General features: G+C 27.5%; 18 protein-coding genes. 15 read left to right on the top strand and 3 right to left on the bottom strand.

All coding sequences use genetic code 11. From position 1 onward, the window contains the following. Positions 1–28: 28 nt before the first annotated feature. Positions 29–1423, bottom strand: a complete 1395-nt coding sequence (locus Q0958_RS04915) for a GyrI-like domain-containing protein (protein ID WP_299120427.1) — start codon at positions 1421–1423, stop codon at positions 29–31. 194 nt (positions 1424–1617) lie between these two features. Between Q0958_RS04915 and Q0958_RS04910 the strand changes: the two genes are divergently transcribed. The 5 genes from Q0958_RS04910 to Q0958_RS04890 all read left to right on the top strand — a co-directional run bounded on the left by Q0958_RS04910 (position 1618) and on the right by Q0958_RS04890 (position 7499). Next, positions 1618–1845, top strand: coding sequence for a hypothetical protein (locus Q0958_RS04910; RefSeq protein WP_299120425.1), 228 nt, complete (start codon positions 1618–1620; stop codon positions 1843–1845). Between the two features lie 415 nt (positions 1846–2260). Next, the gene (locus Q0958_RS04905; RefSeq protein ID WP_299120422.1) at positions 2261–4195 is read left to right on the top strand and encodes a transglutaminase domain-containing protein; all 1935 of its coding nucleotides are present in this window, start codon (positions 2261–2263) and stop codon (positions 4193–4195) included. Positions 4196–4199: 4 nt separating this feature from the next. Further along, complete coding sequence (locus tag Q0958_RS04900; protein WP_299120420.1) at positions 4200–6119, top strand: DUF3857 domain-containing protein; 1920 nt, start codon at positions 4200–4202, stop codon at positions 6117–6119. A gap of 136 nt (positions 6120–6255) precedes the next feature. After that, positions 6256–6477 carry a hypothetical protein gene (locus tag Q0958_RS04895; protein WP_299120417.1) on the top strand — a complete coding sequence of 74 codons (222 nt, stop codon included), beginning with the start codon at positions 6256–6258 and terminating at the stop codon, positions 6475–6477. Between the two features lie 836 nt (positions 6478–7313). After that, complete coding sequence (locus Q0958_RS04890; protein ID WP_299120414.1) at positions 7314–7499, top strand: hypothetical protein; 186 nt, start codon at positions 7314–7316, stop codon at positions 7497–7499. 85 nt (positions 7500–7584) lie between these two features. On the opposite strand, the gene Q0958_RS04885 is transcribed toward Q0958_RS04890, so the two are convergent. Then, positions 7585–8982, bottom strand: a complete 1398-nt coding sequence (locus Q0958_RS04885) for a hypothetical protein (RefSeq protein ID WP_299120410.1) — start codon at positions 8980–8982, stop codon at positions 7585–7587. Positions 8983–9648: 666 nt separating this feature from the next. On the opposite strand from Q0958_RS04885, the gene Q0958_RS04880 reads away from it, so the two are divergent. From Q0958_RS04880 to Q0958_RS04840, 9 genes are all read left to right on the top strand, one after another. After that, positions 9649–9804: a hypothetical protein gene (locus Q0958_RS04880; protein WP_299120407.1), complete on the top strand. Its 156-nt coding sequence runs from the start codon at positions 9649–9651 to the stop codon at positions 9802–9804. Between the two features lie 368 nt (positions 9805–10172). Further along, positions 10173–10352, top strand: coding sequence for a hypothetical protein (locus Q0958_RS04875; protein ID WP_299120405.1), 180 nt, complete (start codon positions 10173–10175; stop codon positions 10350–10352). 226 nt (positions 10353–10578) lie between these two features. Continuing rightward, a complete protein-coding gene (locus Q0958_RS04870; RefSeq protein WP_299120403.1) occupies positions 10579–10761 on the top strand; it encodes a hypothetical protein in 183 nt (60 codons plus the stop codon). A 131-nt stretch (positions 10762–10892) separates the two neighbouring features. Further along, positions 10893–11306, top strand: coding sequence for a hypothetical protein (locus Q0958_RS04865; protein ID WP_299120400.1), 414 nt, complete (start codon positions 10893–10895; stop codon positions 11304–11306). Between the two features lie 110 nt (positions 11307–11416). Continuing rightward, positions 11417–15181, top strand: a complete 3765-nt coding sequence (locus Q0958_RS04860) for an efflux RND transporter permease subunit (RefSeq protein ID WP_299120397.1) — start codon at positions 11417–11419, stop codon at positions 15179–15181. Then, complete coding sequence (locus tag Q0958_RS04855; RefSeq protein WP_299120394.1) at positions 15171–16406, top strand: TolC family protein; 1236 nt, start codon at positions 15171–15173, stop codon at positions 16404–16406. The genes Q0958_RS04860 and Q0958_RS04855 overlap by 11 nt, the downstream gene beginning before the upstream one ends. 35 nt (positions 16407–16441) lie before the next feature. Next, on the top strand, positions 16442–16696 hold the full coding sequence (locus Q0958_RS04850) for a heavy metal-binding domain-containing protein (protein ID WP_299120391.1): 255 nt from the start codon (positions 16442–16444) through the stop codon (positions 16694–16696). Positions 16697–16821: 125 nt separating this feature from the next. After that, a complete protein-coding gene (locus Q0958_RS04845) occupies positions 16822–18567 on the top strand; it encodes an efflux RND transporter periplasmic adaptor subunit (RefSeq protein WP_299120389.1) in 1746 nt (581 codons plus the stop codon). 501 nt (positions 18568–19068) lie between these two features. Beyond that, positions 19069–19230, top strand: a complete 162-nt coding sequence (locus Q0958_RS04840; RefSeq protein ID WP_299120386.1) for a hypothetical protein — start codon at positions 19069–19071, stop codon at positions 19228–19230. Positions 19231–19272: 42 nt separating this feature from the next. On the opposite strand, the gene Q0958_RS04835 is transcribed toward Q0958_RS04840, so the two are convergent. Further along, positions 19273–20310 (bottom strand): hypothetical protein, encoded by a 1038-nt coding sequence (locus tag Q0958_RS04835; protein WP_299120383.1) that lies wholly within the window; start codon positions 20308–20310, stop codon positions 19273–19275. A 107-nt stretch (positions 20311–20417) separates the two neighbouring features. Here Q0958_RS04835 and Q0958_RS04830 point away from each other — a divergent pair, with 107 nt between their 5' ends. Then, positions 20418–20570 (top strand): hypothetical protein, encoded by a 153-nt coding sequence (locus Q0958_RS04830; RefSeq protein WP_299120381.1) that lies wholly within the window; start codon positions 20418–20420, stop codon positions 20568–20570. The last annotated feature ends 542 nt before the right edge of the window (positions 20571–21112 follow it).

Below are 21112 nucleotides of genomic sequence, written 5' to 3'. Positions count from 1 at the left end.
TTTATTTGGGTAGCTTATTATCATTTTATTACTCTAGTATACCTTCAAATTCTTTTATGAACTTAATTGATTCTTCTTCTATTTTCTGAGTTAAATTCTTTGTATTATCAAAATTAGGTTCTTCCTCAATTACATGATTTATTATCTCTAAACTATTATCTATTGTTTCTGTTAAGTTATATTTTGTCCAATCACTTTCTTTAAACATTCTCCAATACTTTTTTCGAACTTCTTTATTTTGTCCTGATAAACAAATCGAAAAACATAATGTTTTATGATTTAAAACAATAACATATTTAAGTTTTTGCTTTTTTAATTCTGCTGTTGTTAATGAAAAATAAGAATAATCAGGGTTTTCTTTATAAATTTTTCCAAGCCTAAATATTGTTTCATACTCTTTATTAAAAAAAGCCCTTAGTTCTTTCATGTAATTAATTAACTGATGATAACCTAAACTTTTAGGATTACTATTGTTATCATTTTCTGAGCTTGAAAAACTTGACCTCTCCTTTTCCTTTCTATTCTCCATTTTATAAAGAGGAATACAAATATCTATAATAAATTTTTGCTCTGGATGAGCTTTAGAATCATTATGATATATTTCAAAAAAATCTCCGTCTCTAAATTCATAGCCTTTTTCAATAACCCAAATACACATACTCTTCCAGGCTTTTGAAATTTCTTCTGCCTTAATTTCAAAACACCCAACGGCATAAATACCTTTTTTTAAAGTTAGTTGTCTAATTTCTCCTTCTGAATTTATATTTTGATTAATAGTTACGCCAGCACTAAATCGTACTTTAGATTTCTCAGTAACATTTGGATTATCGTGATAAACCGTAATTGCTTTGAAATTAGAAAAATCTAATACTCTTTTTTCATTTCCCCACTTCATTAACTTTTGAAACATATTTCCAGTCTCTTCAAATTTTCCTATGTCTGATATACTAGCAAGTTGTATTTCTGGAAACTCTTTTATTGTTATTTGTGCATTCATTTTAATCCAATGTTTAATATTAGTAATGGAACAAATGTATTTTTCAGATGAAAAAGTTTCTATACCAATCTTGCGAAGTATTTGTTTCCCTTCAGATTTAAATTTAGTAGGGGTAACACCATAATATATTCTAAAAGCTCTCGAAAATGAACTATCACTACTAAAACCGTACTTATATAATAACTCTTTTAAAGAAACTTCAGAATCAACAAGTATAATTGAAGCTATCCGTTCAATTCGTTTTCTTTGAATAAACTCATTTAATCTTTCATTTACTACTGTTGAAAATACTCTATGAAAATGATACGGTGAATAATGAGCTTTTTTAGATAAACTATCTAGTGATAAATTAGAATCTAAATTATTTTCAATAAAGTCTAAAATAAAATTAACTCGTTTTATATACTCTCGTTTTGTCTCACGCATCACAGTTCTTTTAGTGCTTAAACAAATATATTATTTAAAAATACTAAATAACTTATTTATGATTTCCTTCTTTTAAAAAGAATTGCCACCTCTCTTATATACTTTGGAAATAAATTAATTGTGTTAGGAAAGAGATACTGTATTTTGAAGAAATCAAATTTATTTTAGAGTACTTAACTTTAATTTTTATAAAAATGTTTAAAAACATATCAAATCTTGGTATAGTACTTACAAAAAAAGAACAGCAATCCATTAAAGGAGCATTTGGTCAATTTAACAATGGATCTATAGGAATAGCTATTGGTAACCCAAAGCAACCTTTAAGTGGTGATACTTGTTCACTAAGTAATTTATGTCCAACTGGTCAACTATGTAAATGTGATGATGACGCTTGTACTTCTGGAACTTGTGTTAATACATAATTAATTATTAGAAAGTCCCTTGAGATAAAAATTTAAAGTAGAACCTTAAATATGGTTCTACTTTTTAATTTAAATAAGAATTTAAGGGAAAAAATTATTTACTTGTTCTTGCTATTTTTTTTACTTTATCAAACTCTTTTTATAGTTAACTGCTTTTAGAAATTTTATAATTCTTTTATATAATTTATAACTCTACAATATTCTGTAAAAAACAGAATAACCTTCCATTTAATTACAACAAAAACAAAGAATTAAATCTATTTGTCTCAACTAGAAAAAAACAATAATTTTGCGCTTCTATTTAAAAATAGAAATAAAGAAAACAAACCTTAAACTATCCTTTTAAATAAGGGCATCTTAAAGGTATTGATAAGATTTAAGTCATATCAGAAGATGTAAAAATGTATAAATTGCTTTGAAAAACAAACTTTTTTTAGCACTGATTTTTCTTATAATAAAATCGGTAAGTAGCCAAGATATAAATAAGTTAATTCAAAAATACCCTAACGAAGATGTTGTTGGATTAAATCTTTCTGAACATTTATTTATCTCCTTAAAAAAAAATAAACTAGATATAAAACGAGTAGTAAATAAACGAAAGCTTTATATAACAAATGAAAAAAAATCTTCTGCTAACACAGGGGTTTATTATGATAATTTTCATGAAATCTATAAAATTGAAGCTTCAACAAATAATATAAACAATGATTTAAGAAATAGAAGTCGTAGAAATAATCATATTTGGAAGGTAGATGACTATTCCGATAAAGATATTATATCAAACGGTATATTTTTTGGAGATCAAAAACAAAAAACATTTACTTTTCCTGCTGTAACTGAAAAATCAATTACAAATCTTGATTATAGTATTAACACTCTAGATCCACATTTTATCCATCCTTTTTATCTTTCTAATAACTTTCCTATTGCTAATGCTGAATTTTCTGTAACTGTCCAAAAAGGTATTGAAATAGCTTATAAAAGCTATAACTTAGATACCATAAATGTAGAATATTCAAAAAAAGTAAATGAAAATTCTACTACAACTTACAAATGGAAATTTTTAAATATTCCTAAAGCTAAATTTAATTACGATTTCTCTCCTGTTTATTACCTTCCACAAATAGCAGTGTTTGTAAAATCTTATGAAATAAATGGAGAAAAGAAGAATGTTTTAAATAATGTAAGTGATTTATATGGATGGTATCAATCTTTAATTACCAACATAAATAAAACGAACCAGGAAGAAATAAAAAACATTACAGCAAACTTAATAAAAGGCTTAAAAACTGATGAAGAAAAAATAAAAGCTATTTATTATTTTGTCCAAGAAAAGATTAATTATATCGCTTTTGAAGATGGATTAAATGGTTTTATTCCTAGAGATGCAGCTAATGTATTTACCAAAAAATATGGTGATTGTAAAGACATGGCTAATATTTTAAATGAAATGCTGAAATATGCAAATATCCCTTCTTTTTTAACTTGGATTGGTACACGCTCTAAACCATATAGTTATTATGAACTCCCTACTACTTATACAGATAATCATATGATTACCACTGTTAAAGTGAATAACAAATTTTTATTTTTAGATGCAACTGCTGAGTATCTTCCTTTTGGATACCCCTCTCCTTTCATTCAAGGAAAAGAAGCTTTAATTGGAATATCAAAAAATGATTTTAAAATTTCTGTTGTAGAAGAAGTAGAAAAAGAAAAAAACTATTCTGAAATTAAGTCCGAATTCAACTTTAACGAAGATTTTAATCTAAAAGGAAAACATGTTGCTAAAACTACTGGCTACAAAAAGTTAGATTTTAGTCATGCTTTTGATAGAAAAAAAGATAAAGATAAAGACTTTATTAGAACCTTTTTTAAACTTGGTAATCATAAAACAACATTTACTACAAAAAAACTCTCTGGTTTATCACTAAAAAATGATACCGTTCAAATTCAATTTGAAAGTAATTTTAAAAATCATGTTCGTAAAATTGATAATCAGTTATTTATCAAATTAAATACAGATAAATTGCTCACCAAAGAATTAGTGAAACATGAACGAAAAAAATATGCAAAAAAAATAGACTATAAATACGTAACTAAATATCTAACTTCTTTTAAAATACCTGAAGGATATATTAATGAATTTATTCCTAAAAACAGTTCTTTTGAAAACCCTAAGTTTGGTTTTGAAATAAACTACAAAATAGATAACAACTATATAATCTTAGAAAAAAAGATCTATATAAATACACTTAAAATTACCGTTGAAGAAATTGATACATGGAATACATTTATTAAAAAACTATCTAGAAACAATAAAAAATCTATCATCTTAAAAAAATTATAATCCTATGAAAAAAATACTTCTATTACTATTATTTATAAATGTAACAGTATCTGCTCAATTATATAAATCTCATGATTGGGATAAAACTCCTATTTTTCATAAACTTTCGGAAGAAGATAAAAAACTCTCTTCTGTAGCAATTAAAGAAAAGCATTTAATTCAATACCACAAACCTCTTATAGGTCCATTAGCTTTATACGATACACACCATCGAATTGTTAGAGTAAATAATGACAAAGGAATAAAACGACATAACAGAGTATACATTCCTATGAGAAGTGTTGAAAAAATTATAGATATAAAAGCCCGTGTTATTTTTCCTGACGGAAGAATTATAAATTTAAATAAAAAAAACATTAAAGAGCTTAAGGATGTAAAAGGTTATGGACGTTATAAAATTTTTGCTATTGAAGGAGTTGAGAAAAATACTCAACTAGAAATTATTTATACCTTAAGAAAAAACCTATCTACCCTTGGAACTATTTTAGTTCAAAAAGATTATAAGATAAACAATGCTGAAGTAATTATTAGAAAGCCATTTTTTTTTGTTACTAATGTAAAAAGTTATAATGGTTTTCCTTCTCTAGAAAAAAAGAAAGTTCCAGGTAAGAAGTATGCATATACTGCTATTGCAGAAAACATTCCTGCAATGATAGACGAAAAACAATCTACTTCAGATGCCAATCGAATGAAAGTAGTCTATTTAACCAAACCTGCTTTAGTAGGTGTTGATGATGAGTGGAATAGTTTTGCTTTTACCGTTAGGAATAATCTAATAAATGTTCGTCCAAAAAAATATAAGAAGCTAATTTCAGATTTTGAAAAAAACTCTCCAAATACTAATAACAAAGACAGTTTAATTGTTGCTGTTTCTGATTATGTAAATAAAAATTATACAATAGAAAGAGGAGGTAGTATTTTTGAAAATATTAAAACTATTTTTAAACAAAAAAAGGGAAGTCAAATAGGTATAATTAAAATTTACACCTCTTTATTTAATTATTATAAAATTCCTTATAAAATTGTTTTAACTTCAAATAGGTTTTATAACAAGTTTGATAAAGATTTTTTTACAAATACTAATTTAGAAATAGCTATGCTATTTTTCCCTCATAATAAGAAATTCTTATGTCCATCTATAAATAACCATTCATTAGGTTATCCTCCTGTGCGTTATAGTAATAATGAAGGAATTTTTATTAATAGCGATAATTATGAATTTGACCATATACCAACTGGAGATATAAAACATACTTTAATAGATAGAAAAATTGAAACTAATCTTGACTTTGATCTTTTGAATGTAAAAGTAAAAGGTACATATACCACTACAGGTTATAGAGCCAACAACTCTAGAATGGCATATCAATATTTTATAAAAAATAACATAGAAAAGTTTAGAGATATGGAAGCTGCTTCTGGAATTAATGATGCTGAATTTACTCAGTTTTCTGTGAAAAACCATAAGCCTAAATTAAATATTAATAATACCCCATTTATTATAGATTATGAATATTCTTCAGAAGAATATTTAGAAGAAGTTAATGGTAATTATATTTTTAATATAGGGAAATTAATAGGAAATCAAAGTGAATTATACCAAGAAGAAAAACGTATAAATCCTATAGAATTATCTTACCCTAATGAATATAAATATAATATTAAGGTTCATATTCCTAATGGGTATACTATTAAAAACCTTGAAAAACTAAAAGACTCTTCTTCTTTCAAAGTCAATGAAAAATTAGCTGCTCAATTCGTTTCTAATTATAAAGTTGATGAAAACATATTAAATATAACAATTTCGGAAAAGTATCCCTTAATAGAGATTGATAAGAAATACTATGATTTATATAAAGATGTTGTTAATTCTGCTTTTGATTTTTCAAAAAAAATTATTCTATTCGAGAAAATAGAAAATTAGATTTGTTTATCTATTTAAACAATATATTTTTTTAAGTACTTTATAATTAAGGAAAAACCATACTATAATTACGGTTTTTCCTTTTTTATTTTTTTTACAATATCCTATTTTTGAGCATAGTAAAAAAAATATTATTATGAAATATCAAATTGGTGAACAGTTAGGTTACGACTCTAATACAAATAAAAACCCTTTTGAAACTGAAACAGATGTTGTTATTATTCTTCAAACAAAAAAAGATTTTCAAGAAGAGAATAATAAGCTAAAAGCTAACTATGATTACTACGTACAATCACTTATAAGTAATAATGAATTTTTTTGTGTTGAGAACGAACTTAGTGTATTACCGCAGTTTTAAATTAATTTTTCACATATTTTAATCTCTTGAATAATACCTTATACTAAAATAGCTATAACATAGCGTTACCCCAACCTATCTTGACAACAATCAAGTATTAGAAATATCTAGAATTATTAAGAGATAATACTTAATCAAAAAGAAAACTATTTTAAAAATAAAAACCCACTCAAAAGAATTGAGTGGGAAAATTGCTATGAAAAAGAAGTCTTAAAGACGTCTCAATAAGACAAATACAATATACAATATATTTTTCTTAAAATCATAATATTTTTCTTAAAATTTTAATCTTTCTAAAAAAACGCATAAAATACTACAACCTAAATTATGTATGAGTTAAAACTCGTTTTTATTATCAGAATCACTTCATTCATCTATACTTTAATACTCTTCAACTAATTTTATAAATACAAAACTCAAACCAATATTATCTTTGTAGTGTAATTAAAGGTTTTGTTTTCCCATTAAAATAAATTAATTATAAGAAAAGAAGTGTCTGGAGGTGATAACTTCTTTTCTTTTTTAAACAATATGTGACTTAACATAAATAACTGTGTCTTATGTATATAAAATTGTGACACCCCTTATTTTTCATGGCTCCCCAGGGAGCTTTTTTTTATTTTGTGACTTTTTATTTTTTATAGTGTCTTACTAATATACTTTGTTAGTGCTATGGGGATAATACTAATGAGTTAATTTAACAATTTGAAGGAGTTCTTTATTGAACTCCTTTTTTTGGGTTAAGAATTATGGAATATCCTTACTTTTACTATGGTTTTTTATACGTTTCTAGATTTCTTTATATCTAATTTTGAGAAACTTAAAAAACTAACATCATGTTAAAAAACATTACAAACTTAGGTTCTATTTTAAAAGCAACTGAACAAAAAAGTATTAATGGTGGACTTTCAAGTATATGTCCAAGCGAAGGAAAAAGATGTAATAGTATGTTTCCAAGCCCTGTACACTGTATTACAATTCATGCTTATTGTTGTGTAGAAGGATTCTTTCAAAAATGCTAAATATTTAATTAGCATGGTTACTTTATAAAAAAAATCAGCATTTATAAAAATGCTGATTTTTTGTTTATCCTATTTTATCTCTAAATTAATTTTTCTTTTCAAGAAGTTTTTTAACTAACAATTTTAGCTCTTCTATTTGTTTTTCTTGCTTTTGTAATTTTACTTTTTGTTTTTCTAAACTTAGAATTTTCTTTTCTTGTTGTATTGTATATAAAGTTAACTCTTCGATTTTCTGTAACAATTTTGCATCCATTTTTCCTAAATAAAACCCATTCTCCTCTATCTCTTTTGCACTTGGAATATCCTTTAAATGCCCTTTCTCTTTAATATGATTTTCTACCTCTTTTAAACTTGGTAATTTATAATCCTTATAAAAAACAAAATCTGACCATCCTGATGACTCTACTTTAATTTCTCTAGCTCCTATTGAACCTTCAACTGCTAATTTATGGTTTCCAGTTGTAGTAGTTCCAATTCCTATTCTTCCATAAGCATCAATAGACATTGCTGTTTTTGGTCCTGCTACATAAGAATTTGTTGTGGAAAAATACATTTTTGTACCATAACTCCCATCACTTCTAACATAAATTCCAGCTTGCGCTGTTTCTCCATCATAAGCATCAGAAGCTCCAAATGTTATAGCATTACCATGATTATCACTAGTATTTTCTGGATCTAAGTGAATAGTTCCTAAAGCATGTCCCTGACTTAATTCGTTCCAATCATTTGAACCTCCAGTAACGTACAGTTGAGATTTAGGGTTAAAAGCTCCTAATCCAATTCCCACCTTACCATTTGCATCAATAGTCATAGCTGTTTTTGGTCCAGCCACATAAGAGTTTGTTGTTGAAAAGTACATTTTTGTACCATAACTTCCATCACTTCTAACATAAATTCCAGCTTGCGCTGTTTCTCCATCATAAGCATCGGAAGCCCCAAAAGTTATAGCATTCCCATAATTATCACTAGTATTCTCTGGATCTAAATGAATTGTACCTAAAACATGACCTTGTTTAAATTCATCCCAGTTATTTGAACCTCCTGCTATTTGAAATTGAGATTTTGGATCTGAAGTTCCAATTCCTACATAACCTCTAGGGGATATTGTCATTCTATCAATAACTTCGCTAAGTTCTGATGTATTTCTTTCTTGAAGTGAAAAAACCATTTTTGGATTCACATAACCTGGATTTGAATTTGTATTTTCTAATCTTATACTTCCTGTATAAGTATTTAAGTTTTTTTCTCCAAAAATTAATTCTGCTTTATCTCCTTGAGTCCTTCCACTTCCTGATTTTAAAATTTTTATATTATCTAGCACTGTCAACTTTTTATCTGGAGTGCTTATTCCTATTCCTACCTTTCCATTATTATAAACAAAATCTGTTTTATTTCCATTCTCAGTAGAAACTTTGTCTTGAGCATTAACGACTAAACTAAATCCAATTACAATAATAGCTGTAATTTTAATTGTCCTTTTCATAATATTTTTTTATTAATTAATAAAACAAAAATATCGATTCTTACCAATTACCATTATCTATATATAAAGTATTTTCTATTCACTTAAATTTAAATACATTTCACCTATACCTTTATTCATCTTATCGAATAATACTTATACAAACTACCTCCCTATTGTATCTTTACCATATAGATTACGAAATAAAAGTTTCATTATAGTTTGTTTATTTGATTAGTTAGTTTGGAAAAGAAGTATCCTTTAAAAACGGATTACTTCTTTTCTTTTTTATACTTATTAAATCTTTTTTATCTTTTTATAAAAAGTGTATTCTTTTTTTACTATATTTATCTGGCAATGAGGTGTGGATAAATTAAATTTGGTCCCCTGATTAAATTAAAATTTTAAAAGCTTTATACATAAAATCTATTTTTATAAAGTTTCAAAAAAAAATTCATTAATGAGTTTTTTTAATTATTAATTAGGTGAATAACTTCACAGAGTTTTAAGGGAATAAAAATGAGAATTCACCTAAAATTAATTAACAATATACCTCATTGCTTTTTATTCTATTTCATACCAAATTAAACTTTAGTCTCGTTTATGCATTAGTTACTTGCTTTTTTGAATTAGCATCATTCAGCCTACATTCATTTTATAGTTTTGAAAAAATTAAAATTATATAATATGTTAAAAAACATTTCAAACTTAGGAACTATTCTAGACAAAACAGAACAAAAAACTATCAATGGAGGTTTTACTATAATTGATTGTACTTTTAGTGCGGATTCAAGTACTGATTGGTGTTGTCACTTACCACAAGGTTGTCCACAACCATTTTAAAAAGTTTTTAAGCGGGATTATCCCGCTTTTATTTTTTAAAGCCTAACTAGATTTTCAAATAACCTTAAAGTTCCTTCATCTATATCTTTGGTTCTTTCATCTAAACATCAATAATTACACTTCTATCTCCTATTATCTTTGAAGTATAATTTTAAAAGTTTTGTTTTTTCATTTTTAATAAATTGATTGATTAGTTAGTTAAAATAGGAAAAGAAGTGCTCCGGGGGGACAGCTTCTTTTCATTTTTATTTGTTTAAATTAATTTCATCCATATAAAAAAGTAAGGTAAATCCATACTTTTATTATGGTTTTTTAAGTCTATTTAAAAAATTAACTACCTAGATTTGAGAAACTTAAAAAAACTAATCATGTTAAAAAACGTTTCAAACTTAGGTACGATCTTAAACAAAAAAGAACAAAAAACAATCAATGGTGGTATTGGTTGGCAACAATGTGGTCCTTCAACTTGTTGCCTTACACTACCTGGTGGACACGAACTAAGAGAGCCATGTAGATGTTATGCATGGGGTGGATGTATTTTGTTATAATAAATTCACTTTAATTGAGTAGGGTAATTATAATTCTAATTGTTTAAATATTAGTGTATAATACTTTCCTCTTTATTTAAAAAGAAGATTCCTTAGGGAGTCTTCTTTTTTAATATCAATCATATTTCACTATTACAAAATGATGGGTACCCCTTACTTTTATTACGGTTTTTTCTTAATCTTTTTTTTTGTTTTTATATAAGTTTGAGAAAATTAAATTTATAATATGTTAAAAAATATTTCAAACTTAGGTACTACTTTAAACAAAAAAGAACAACAAAGTATTAATGGAGGAAAATCCACGCAATGTAATTTAAACTACTTATGGTGTCCTCCAGGATGTGAATGTCATGTAGATCAGGTACGTTGTGAACTTGTTCAAGTATGTGGCGGAGATTCTTCTTTTTAAGTCGTAACAATAATTGAAAGTGGGATTATCCCACTTTTTTATTAAAACACTATCTTTTTCTTCTCTATTTATTGCTATTTAACATATTTTTTTAATTATTAATTTAAAAGTTTATACCTTTGTAATCACTTATGAAATCAACAGGTCATAAAATGTTATCTTTTTTAATGGCATTTGTAGTAGTATTCTCTACTATGTCATTTAGTATTGATATGCATTATTGTGGTGATACTTTAGTTGACTCTACCATGTTTGGTTCTGCTACTAATTGCGGAATGGAAATGGAAAAAACTTCTACTAAAGAATGTTCTATTTCTAAAAAAAACTGTTGTAACGATAAACAAATTAGTGTTGAAGGCCAAGATGAATTAAAAACATCTTTTGATTTTCTTACAAAAAAACAACAATTATTTGCACTTTCATTTGTATACACTTATGCTAATCTTTTCATAAAAGAGTCTAACAATAACAACTCTTATAAAGATTACACTCCTCCACTGGTCGTCAAGGCTATTTATAAGCTAGACGAAACTTATTTAATATGATTTTTAAATTTTAGATCCTTTTATTCTAATGAATACTAATTCATTGGAGTACTTTTTTGTATTCGGTGTTTTATAAGCACCTATTTTCTAAAGTTTAAAAATTACAAGCAATGCTAAATAAGAGCATCAAATTTCTAATAGAAAACAAACTCATAGCCATACTATTACTTATCCTTTTTTTAGGATGGGGAGTAATAAATACACCTTTTAATTGGAACTTAGGTTTTCTTCCTAATAATCCGGTAGCTGTTGATGCCATACCAGATATTGGTGAAAATCAACAAATAATCTTCACAAAATGGGATGGTCGTTCTCCTCAAGATATTGAAGATCAAATAACATATCCTTTAACTACTTCTTTATTGGGAATTCCTGGAGTAAAAACCATACGTAGTTCTTCAATGTTTGGTTTTTCTAGTATCTATATCATCTTCGAAGAAGATATTGAATTTTATTGGAGTCGAAGTCGAATTCTTGAAAAACTAAATTCCTTACCTAGCAATTTATTACCCAAAGATGTAAATCCAACGCTAGGACCAGATGCAACTGGTTTAGGACAAATATATTGGTATACTCTTGAGGGACGTGATGAAGACGGAAATGTTACTGGTGGTTGGGATTTACATGAGTTACGTAGTATTCAAGATTATTATGTAAAGTATGCTTTATCCTCAGCGAGTGGGGTTTCGGAAGTTGCTTCTATTGGTGGATATGTTCAAGAATATCAAATAGATGTAAATCCAGAATTGATGCGTCAATACAAGATTAGTTTAAGCCAAATTGTAAAAACCATTAAGGAAAGTAATAAAGATATTGGCGCACAGACTTTAGAAATTAATCAAGTTGAATATTTAGTTCGTGGTTTAGGTTATATCAAATCAATTTCTGATATAGAAAACGCTGTTGTTACTTCAGAAAACTATACTGCTATTAAGATTAAAGACATTGCTAAAGTTTCTTTAGGTCCTGCTACCCGAAGAGGAATTTTAGACAAAGAAGGTGCAGAAGTTGTAGGAGGTGTTGTAGTAGCTAGATATGGAGCAAATCCAATGGAAGTGATTAACAATGTTAAGAAAAAAATTGATGAGTTAAGCACTGGATTACCCTCTAAAGTTTTGTCTAATGGAAAAACATCACAAGTTACCATTGTACCTTTTTATGACAGAACTGAGCTTATACAAGAAACATTAGGAACACTTAATGAAGCACTAACTTTAGAAATTTTAATCACCATTTTTGTAATCATTGTAATGGTGTTTAATCTCCGTGCTTCCATACTCATCTCTGGATTATTGCCCGTAGCTGTTTTAATGGTTTTTATAGCAATGAAGCTATTTAATGTTGATGCAAACATTGTAGCTTTATCTGGTATTGCTATTGCAATTGGTACCATGGTTGATGTTGGTGTTATTCTCTCTGAAAATGTAATTCGACATTTAAATGAAGACACTAAAAAACTACCTATAAATACTATTGTTTATAATGCTACAGCAGAAGTTTCTGGGGCTATAGTTACTGCCGTAATGACTACAATTATAAGTTTTGTACCTGTATTTACAATGATTGGAGCTGAGGGAAAACTTTTTAGACCTTTGGCTTTTACTAAAACTTTTGCTCTAATTGCTGCATTGGTAATTGCTCTATTTTTAATTCCTCCTTTTGCAGCCTATCTATTTAGAAAAAGAGAGATTAGAAAAACCTCTAAATATATTATTGGTGGACTTTTAATTGTATTAGGAATTCTTATTCTTATATATGAAAATTGGTTAGGATTAGTAATAGTAGGTTTTGGAATTACTACTATCATTAAACAAGAAGCTTTTCAAATTTCTTTTTCCAATTTTAGTTATACAATTTCTAAAAACGTAATTAATATTATTATTTGTGTAATAGCTATTGTATTCCTTTTAGCTAGTTATTGGAGACCCTTAGGTGTTGATAAAAGTATTTTTGTAAATCTTGTCTTCGTTTCAATTATCTGCTTCGGATTGTTAGGAACCTTTAGCCTATTTCAAAAATATTATACTCGAATTTTACAATGGGCACTAGAAAACAAGTTAGCTTTTTTAACCATTCCAACATCAATTGTAGTCTTCGGATTTTATATTATGAAAAATACAGGAAAAGAGTTTATGCCTTCTTTAAATGAAGGTTCTTTTCTACTAATGCCAACTTCAATGCCACATTCTGGAGTTGAAGAAAATAAACGAGTACTTCAGCAATTAGATATGGCAGTAGCTAGTATTCCTGAAATCAAAACTGTAGTTGGTAAAGCAGGAAGAACTGAATCGGCTTTAGACCCTGCCCCACTCTCAATGTATGAAAACATTATTCTGTATAAGCCAGAATACATGTTAAACTCACATGGTGAACGACAACGCTACAAAGTTAATAATGAGGGATTATTCCAATTAAAAAATGGAAGTTTTATAGCTAATCCTAACAATACTAAAGATAAAGCAACTATAAATTCTGAAATAATCAGTCAACAACTAATTGAAGATACCAATGGTGAATTTTATCGTAATTGGAGACCTGCTATAAAAACTCCTAATGATATTTGGAATGAAATTGTTAGAGTAACTAAACTACCAGGTGTTACATCTGCTCCTAAACTACAGCCTATAGAAACACGTTTGGTTATGTTACAAACAGGTATGCGTGCTCCAATGGGGGTTAAAGTAAAAGGTCAAGATTTAAAACAAATTGAAGCTTTTGGAGTAGAACTAGAACACATTTTAAAACAAGTAGAAGGAGTAAAAAAAGAAGCTGTTTTTGCCGATCGGATTGTAGGGAAACCATACTTATTAATAAACATTGATAGAGAAAAAATAGCTCGTTATGGAATTTCAATTGAAAAAGTTCAAAACGTTTTAAAAGTAGCTGTCGGTGGTATGCAAATTACTCAAACAGTTGAAGGGCGTGAACGCTATGGAATTCGTGTACGATATCCAAGAGAATTAAGAGCTAATCCAACCGATTTAGAACAAATTTATATTCCTGTTGAAAAAGGTAGTCCAATTCCTTTAAGTGAGTTAGCTAGTATCCAATATGAACAAGGTCCACAGGTTATAAAAAGTGAAGACACCTTTTTAGTTGGATATGTTCTATTTGATAAATTGGAAGATTTTGCTGAAGTAGATGTAGTCGAAAATGCACAAAAATTAATACAACAAAAATTAGATTCTGGTGAATTATCAATACCAAAAGGTATTAATTATCAATTTACTGGAACTTATGAAAACCAATTACGAGCAGAGAAAACTTTAGCTATTGTAGTTCCTCTAGCTTTATTAATAATTTTTTTAATACTCTATTTTCAATTTCGTTCTATAAGTACTTCGTTAATGATTTTTACAGGAATTACTGTTGCTTTTGCAGGTGGTTTTGTTATGATATGGTTATATGGACAAGATTGGTTTTTAAACTTCAACTTTTTAGGAGAAAACATTAGAGAGCTCTTTAATATGAAAACCATTAATTTAAGTGTGGCCGTTTGGGTAGGTTTTATAGCACTTTTTGGTATTGCTACTGATGATGGTGTTATTATGGCAACATATCTAACTCAAGTATTTAAAGAAAAACAACCTACCGATAAAAATTCCATTCGATTAGCTTCTTTAGAAGCAGCTAATAAACGTATCAGACCTTGTTTAATGACTACAGTAACTACAATTTTAGCTTTACTTCCAGTTCTAACATCTACAGGAAGAGGAAGTGATATAATGATACCAATGGCAATTCCGATTTTTGGAGGAATGATTATAGATATAACCTCTTATTTTATTGTTCCTGTTTTATATAGTTGGAGAGAAGAAATAAAAAATGGAAAACTGAAAATGAATCATAAAACATTTTTAAGTGATGAAGAATAATAGATTACATATAAAAACAATCTTGACTCTAGTAACTATTTTCTTGAGTCATTTGATGAACTCTCAACAATTAACAACTTTAGTTGATGAAGCTTTAGCTAACAATCCAAAAATTCAAAGGTTTGAATTAAAATATAAAATAGCTTCAGAAAAAATAAAAGAAGTAAACACACTTCCTAATACAGAATTTGGATTCGGTTATTTTTTAAGTGAACCTGAAACTAGAACCGGAGCGCAACGTTTTAAAATATCTGCTAAGCAAATGCTTCCTTGGTTTGGAACTATAACAGCTAGAGAAAACTATATAAATTCTCTTGCAAATGCAAAATATGAAGATATTCTTATTACAAAACGAAAATTAATAGCTTCTGTATCTCAATCTTATTATAATTTATATAGCATGAGAGCTAAGCAAAAGGTTTTGTCTGAAAACATTACTTTACTTAAAACCTACGAAACCTTAGCTTTAACTTCTGTAGAAGTTGGTAAAGCTTCTGCTGTTGATGTTTTACGTTTACAAATGCGTCAAAATGAACTTGAACAATTAAAACAAATCTTAACACAGCAGTACTTAGCTGAACAAACTACTTTTAATAAGCTTTTAAATAGAGATAAAGCGATTAAAATTAATATAGTGGACCTGTTAAGTATTCCTCTACAAGACGATTTAATTATCTCTGAAAACTTAAAAATTCATCCAGAATTAACCAAATATGATAAGCTTTATAAATCCATTGAGCAATCAGAGTTAGTAAATCAAAAAGAAAGTAAACCGATGTTTGGTTTAGGGTTAGATTATGTAGCAGTATCTGAACGTCCAAATATGAATTTTAGTGATAATGGAAAAGATATTGTAATGCCAATGGTTTCTTTATCAATTCCAATTTTTAATAAAAAACACAAGTCGAAAACAAGGCAAAACGAATTGAAACAACAAGAAATAACAGCTCAAAAACAAGACCGTTTTAATGCTTTACAAACAATATTAGATAAAGCTATTAACAATCGAGCTTCTGCAAAAATTAGTTACGATACTCAGGTTAAGAATTTAAAGCAAGCTAAAGATGCTGAAAGTATTTTAATTAAAAACTATGAGACCGGTACTATAAACTTTAATGACCTATTAGATATTCAGGAATTACAATTAAAATTTCAAATGAATCAAATAGAAGCTGTTCAAAAATATTATTCAACAACATCAATCATAAATTATTTAACAAACTAAAAACAATTATTAATTAACTTAAATATAGATTTAAAATGAAAGCAACTTTCAAAATTTTAGCAATAGGATTATTATTCATTACCATATCATGTAAAAATAATCAGAAAGAAAACTCTACTACACCTAAAACTACAACCGAACAAACACAAAGTAAAGAAAAAGGTAAAGAGTATACATCTGCATACGTTTGCCCAATGCATTGTAAAGGTAGCGGTAGTGACAAGGAAGGTAAATGTCCAACTTGTAACATGGACTATGTAAAAAACAAAGATTACAAGAAAAAAATGTAATTACTTAAAGTATAGTAACATTAAATTTATGTATTCTAATGTTGCTATACTTTTAAAAATTTTACAGCATTTTAAATTTATACATGTTAATATAATTTATACAGAACGATTAAAAACGTTATAAAATGAAAAAATATATCATATATATTATCATATTGGTTATTGGAATACTTCTAGGAAGTTTTATTTTCAATAATCAAAATAATGATAACTCTCATAAGCATAATTCAACCACAGAAGTTAATCAAATGTGGACTTGCTCAATGCATCCTCAAATTATGCAACCTGAGTCTGGAGACTGCCCTATTTGTGGTATGGATTTAATTCCTGCAGAAGCAAATGCTGATGGTTTGGCTCCTGATCAATTTAAACTTACTAAAAATGCTATAGCCTTAGCTGACATTCAAACTTCTATTGTAGGTAATAATGAAATTGAGAATAACAGCATTAAGTTATCTGGAAAAATTTTAGAAAATGAAGAAAAAAATGTTGTACAAGTAAGTTACTTTTCTGGTAGAATTGAACGTTTAAACATAAACTTTACTGGTGAAAAAGTACACAAAGGACAACTATTAGCTACTATTTATTCACCTGAATTATTTGCTGCTCAACAAGAGTTACTAACCACTTTAGCATTAAAAGAATCGCAACCAGCTTTATACAAAGCAGTTCGAAATAAACTGAAATTATGGAAATTGACGGAAAAACAAATTAACCAAATAGAAAAATCTGGAAAAGCAAAAGCAAACTTCCCTATTTATGCAACTGTTTCGGGTACAGTTAATGAAAAACTAGTATCGCAAGGAGAATCTGTAAAACAAGGACAGCCACTACTAAAAATATCAAACTTAAGTACTGTATGGGCAAATTTTGATGTTTATGAAAATCAAATCAGTTTATTTAAAGAAGGTCAAAATATTTCTATTACTACCAATGCGTATCCAAACCAAAAGTTTGAAGCTACAGTTTCGTTTATAGACCCTATTTTAAATACTAAAACTAGAACCACCTCTTTAAGAGCTGTTTTAAATAATAAAAAGAACATTTTTAAACCAGGAATGTTTGTTGAAGGAAAAATTGAGAACATAAAGTCAAATAAAACACAAACAATAAGTATTCCCGCTTCAGCTATTTTATGGACAGGTAAAAAATCTGTAGTATATCTAAAACCTAACCCAGATAAACCCATTTTTGAAATGAGAGAAGTAAAATTAGGAACTTCTTTAGGTAATTATTATGAAGTTTTAGAAGGATTGAAAACTGGTGACGCTATAGTAACCAATGGTACTTTTACAGTCGATGCTGCTGCTCAATTACAAGGTAAAAAATCGATGATGAATAAAAATGGTGGTAAAACTATGACTGGGCATGAAGAACATATGGGAATGCAAACCCATGATTCTAAAAATATTGAAAGAATCAAAGTTTCTTCTAAATTTCAAGAACAGTTAAATAAAACTTTCAACCAGTATATCAACTTAAAAGATACATTACTAACCGATAATTCTAAAGAAATAATAACTCAGGCTAAAAAACTATTAATTAGCTTAGATGAAGTTGACATGAAATTATTAAAAAAAGATTCTCATAATAAATGGATGAAACTTCATAAAGAAATTACTTCTTCTATAAATTCTATAATAGAAAACTCAGATGTAAAAGAGCAGAAAATTTACTTCAACAAATTAACTACATCTTTTAAAGCTGCCATTCAAATATTTGGTATTAATAAAAAGGTATATCATCAATTTTGTCCGATGGCTGATAATAACAAAGGAGCTTATTGGTTAAGTAATGAAGAAAAAATAGTCAATCCATACTTTGGTGGAGGAATGTTAGGCTGTGGTAGTATTAAAGAAACTTTAGAATGATTTTTTAGTTAATTTTTCATTAAAATTCTATCTATCATTAAAAAAAGAAAAAAATATTATACTATTTAATTTATTCTTATTATATTTGCACCACTTAAGAGACGTCTTAAGTTCTTTTTCATAGCAATTTTCCCACTCAATTCTTTTGAGTGGGTTCTTTTTTTTTACAACAGTTTTAAAAACAACTTACAAGTTACATTTCGTTAAAACTATTCTTAACCATACAAATTTACAGCTTAACTATACTTTATTCCTCTTCATCTAAAAGGGAAAATTTAAACGCTTATTCATTAGTACTTTTACTGTATAATTAAAAAACGATACAAATAAAATAGTAAAATATATGATTTGGGGGAATCGAAAGGAAGTTGTCTAAAGAGGCAACTTCCTTTTTTATTTATAGATTTAATTTTAAAGGAGTTACCTTACATATATTACGGTTTTTCTGAGCTTTTATTAGTTATTTATATATAAGTTTGAGTAATTTAAATTTTATATGTTATGCTAAAAAATATTTCAAACTTAGGTTCTATCTTAAACAAATCGGAACAACAAACAATTAAAGGTGGTTTTTGGCCAACAACTAAAGAGCAATGTCTTAGATGTGGTGGTGAATGGGGAGGTATATTATGTGCTCTTCCTATGAACTCTCCTTGTTTATAAAATACAAAAGCGAACTAATGTTCGCTTTTATTTTTTAATTATTTACAATGTTTTTTGGAAGAAATCCAATGCCAACTCTAAAGTTTTATCATGGATTTTTTTTCTATCAACTAAAGGCTTATCTATTGTAATTTCAGGAAGTACTTTTTTACCGAACTCTGTAGCTTCATTTAAAAACACATAATGTCCAACGTTTTCATCAAATAAGTATAATTGACTTGTATTTATTAAATTATGATAATTTTCTGCATTGTTTTTAATCGGTGTGTTTTTATCTCCCTTCCCAGCAACAATAAAAATAGGTGAATCAATGCTTTTTGTTTGCTCTTTTGTATGAAAACCAAAACCTATAGCAGGTGCCATTACAAAAAATGACTTAATTCTTTTATCCTTAACTACATCTTTATACTTATTATATGATGAAACTATTAGACTATCTTTTTCAAAATCAATAATCTCATCGGTTTTTGGAAACTCAGGAGGAATTTTTCTATCTTCTTCTTTTTCATTTTCTCTAACAGTTCTATCTACGTACCCTCCAGCCAAAGCTATATTTGTATATCCTCCTAACGAAAAACCTACTCCTCCAATTTTTGAGGTATCAATTTTTGTTCCTATTTCTTTATCCTCTAACACTTCTGTTAATACAAATTGAACATCAATGACCCTCTCCCACCATTTTACAAACTCTCTGGGTATTTTATTAAATGTAGAATTTCCATAATGATCAAGAGATACAACAATGTAACCTTCTTTTACCATTTTTTCGATAAACCAGGTTAGTGAAAACCTATTCCCACCTGTACCGTGAGAGATTAATAATAATGGATGTTTTTTCTTTGTAATACTGGCATTTGAAATTGTTTCTATAGTCTTAAACAATTCCTTTTTCTTCTCCTTTTTTTCTTGTTTAGTAATACTGTCAAAAGTAGGATACCATATTTCTGTTGCCAAAGGTCTATTTCTTGATTCATCTATAAATAATACAGATTTTTGACCTACTTGTACTTCTTCATCTTTTTTGGTTTTACAAGAATAGCATAAAAAAACCAGCAAATAAGCTATTAATAAATTTCTCATATGGTTAATTAGTTGATTTCAAAATAAAAGACAATCTTATTGAGCAATTGTTACACTGCTTTGTTTTGTTTTATTATTTTTATTACTCAATTAAACATGGCTTTCTTATGAACATTCCTTGGGATTATGTATTGTTTATTTCTATAATTATAGGCTTCATAATCATTGTTTTGGTTTTTAACAATTTACCAAATGATACAGATATCGATTTTCACTTATATGAAAATGATAATGATGGTGAATTTTTCGATTTTGATTAAAAGAACTTACACTACTATTTAATACTTTCATATTAAGAAGCTAACATTTCATCTAAAGATACCTTCAAATCGTCTAATTATCAAATAATTATAAGCTATATCTCATTACTTTTATCACATATAGAGAGCGAGGGGCTCTATATAAAGTTTTATAACGATTATTGGAAAGAAGTATCTTGGGGAGGATTACTTCTTTTCTTTTTTATTACATCAATTTGTTAGATTTCAACTTTCATTTCTAGAATCCATTAAACGAATAGCAACTTAATCTATACTTCTTTTATCCTTACTTTTTGTCTTTTAAACTAAATCAAAAAACTTTTGACCCTACAATTACTATTTTGAAACAAAAAACTCTTTAATTTTAAAGTATACGATTCGTTTTACTATCCCCTTGTGTATGGGCTCCTTAGGGAGCCTTTTTATTTATGTAGTAGTTTTGAATATAAGAATTATTCTAAAAATAGCTACTTCACTTACACTTCATTAGACATATACATCACATCTACATCATACATTTGTAGTGTAATTAATGAAATCCC

The sequence above is a fragment of the uncultured Tenacibaculum sp. genome (assembly GCF_947499065.1).
Classification (GTDB): domain Bacteria; phylum Bacteroidota; class Bacteroidia; order Flavobacteriales; family Flavobacteriaceae; genus Polaribacter.
This window is presented reverse-complemented; position numbering and strand designations above follow the sequence as displayed.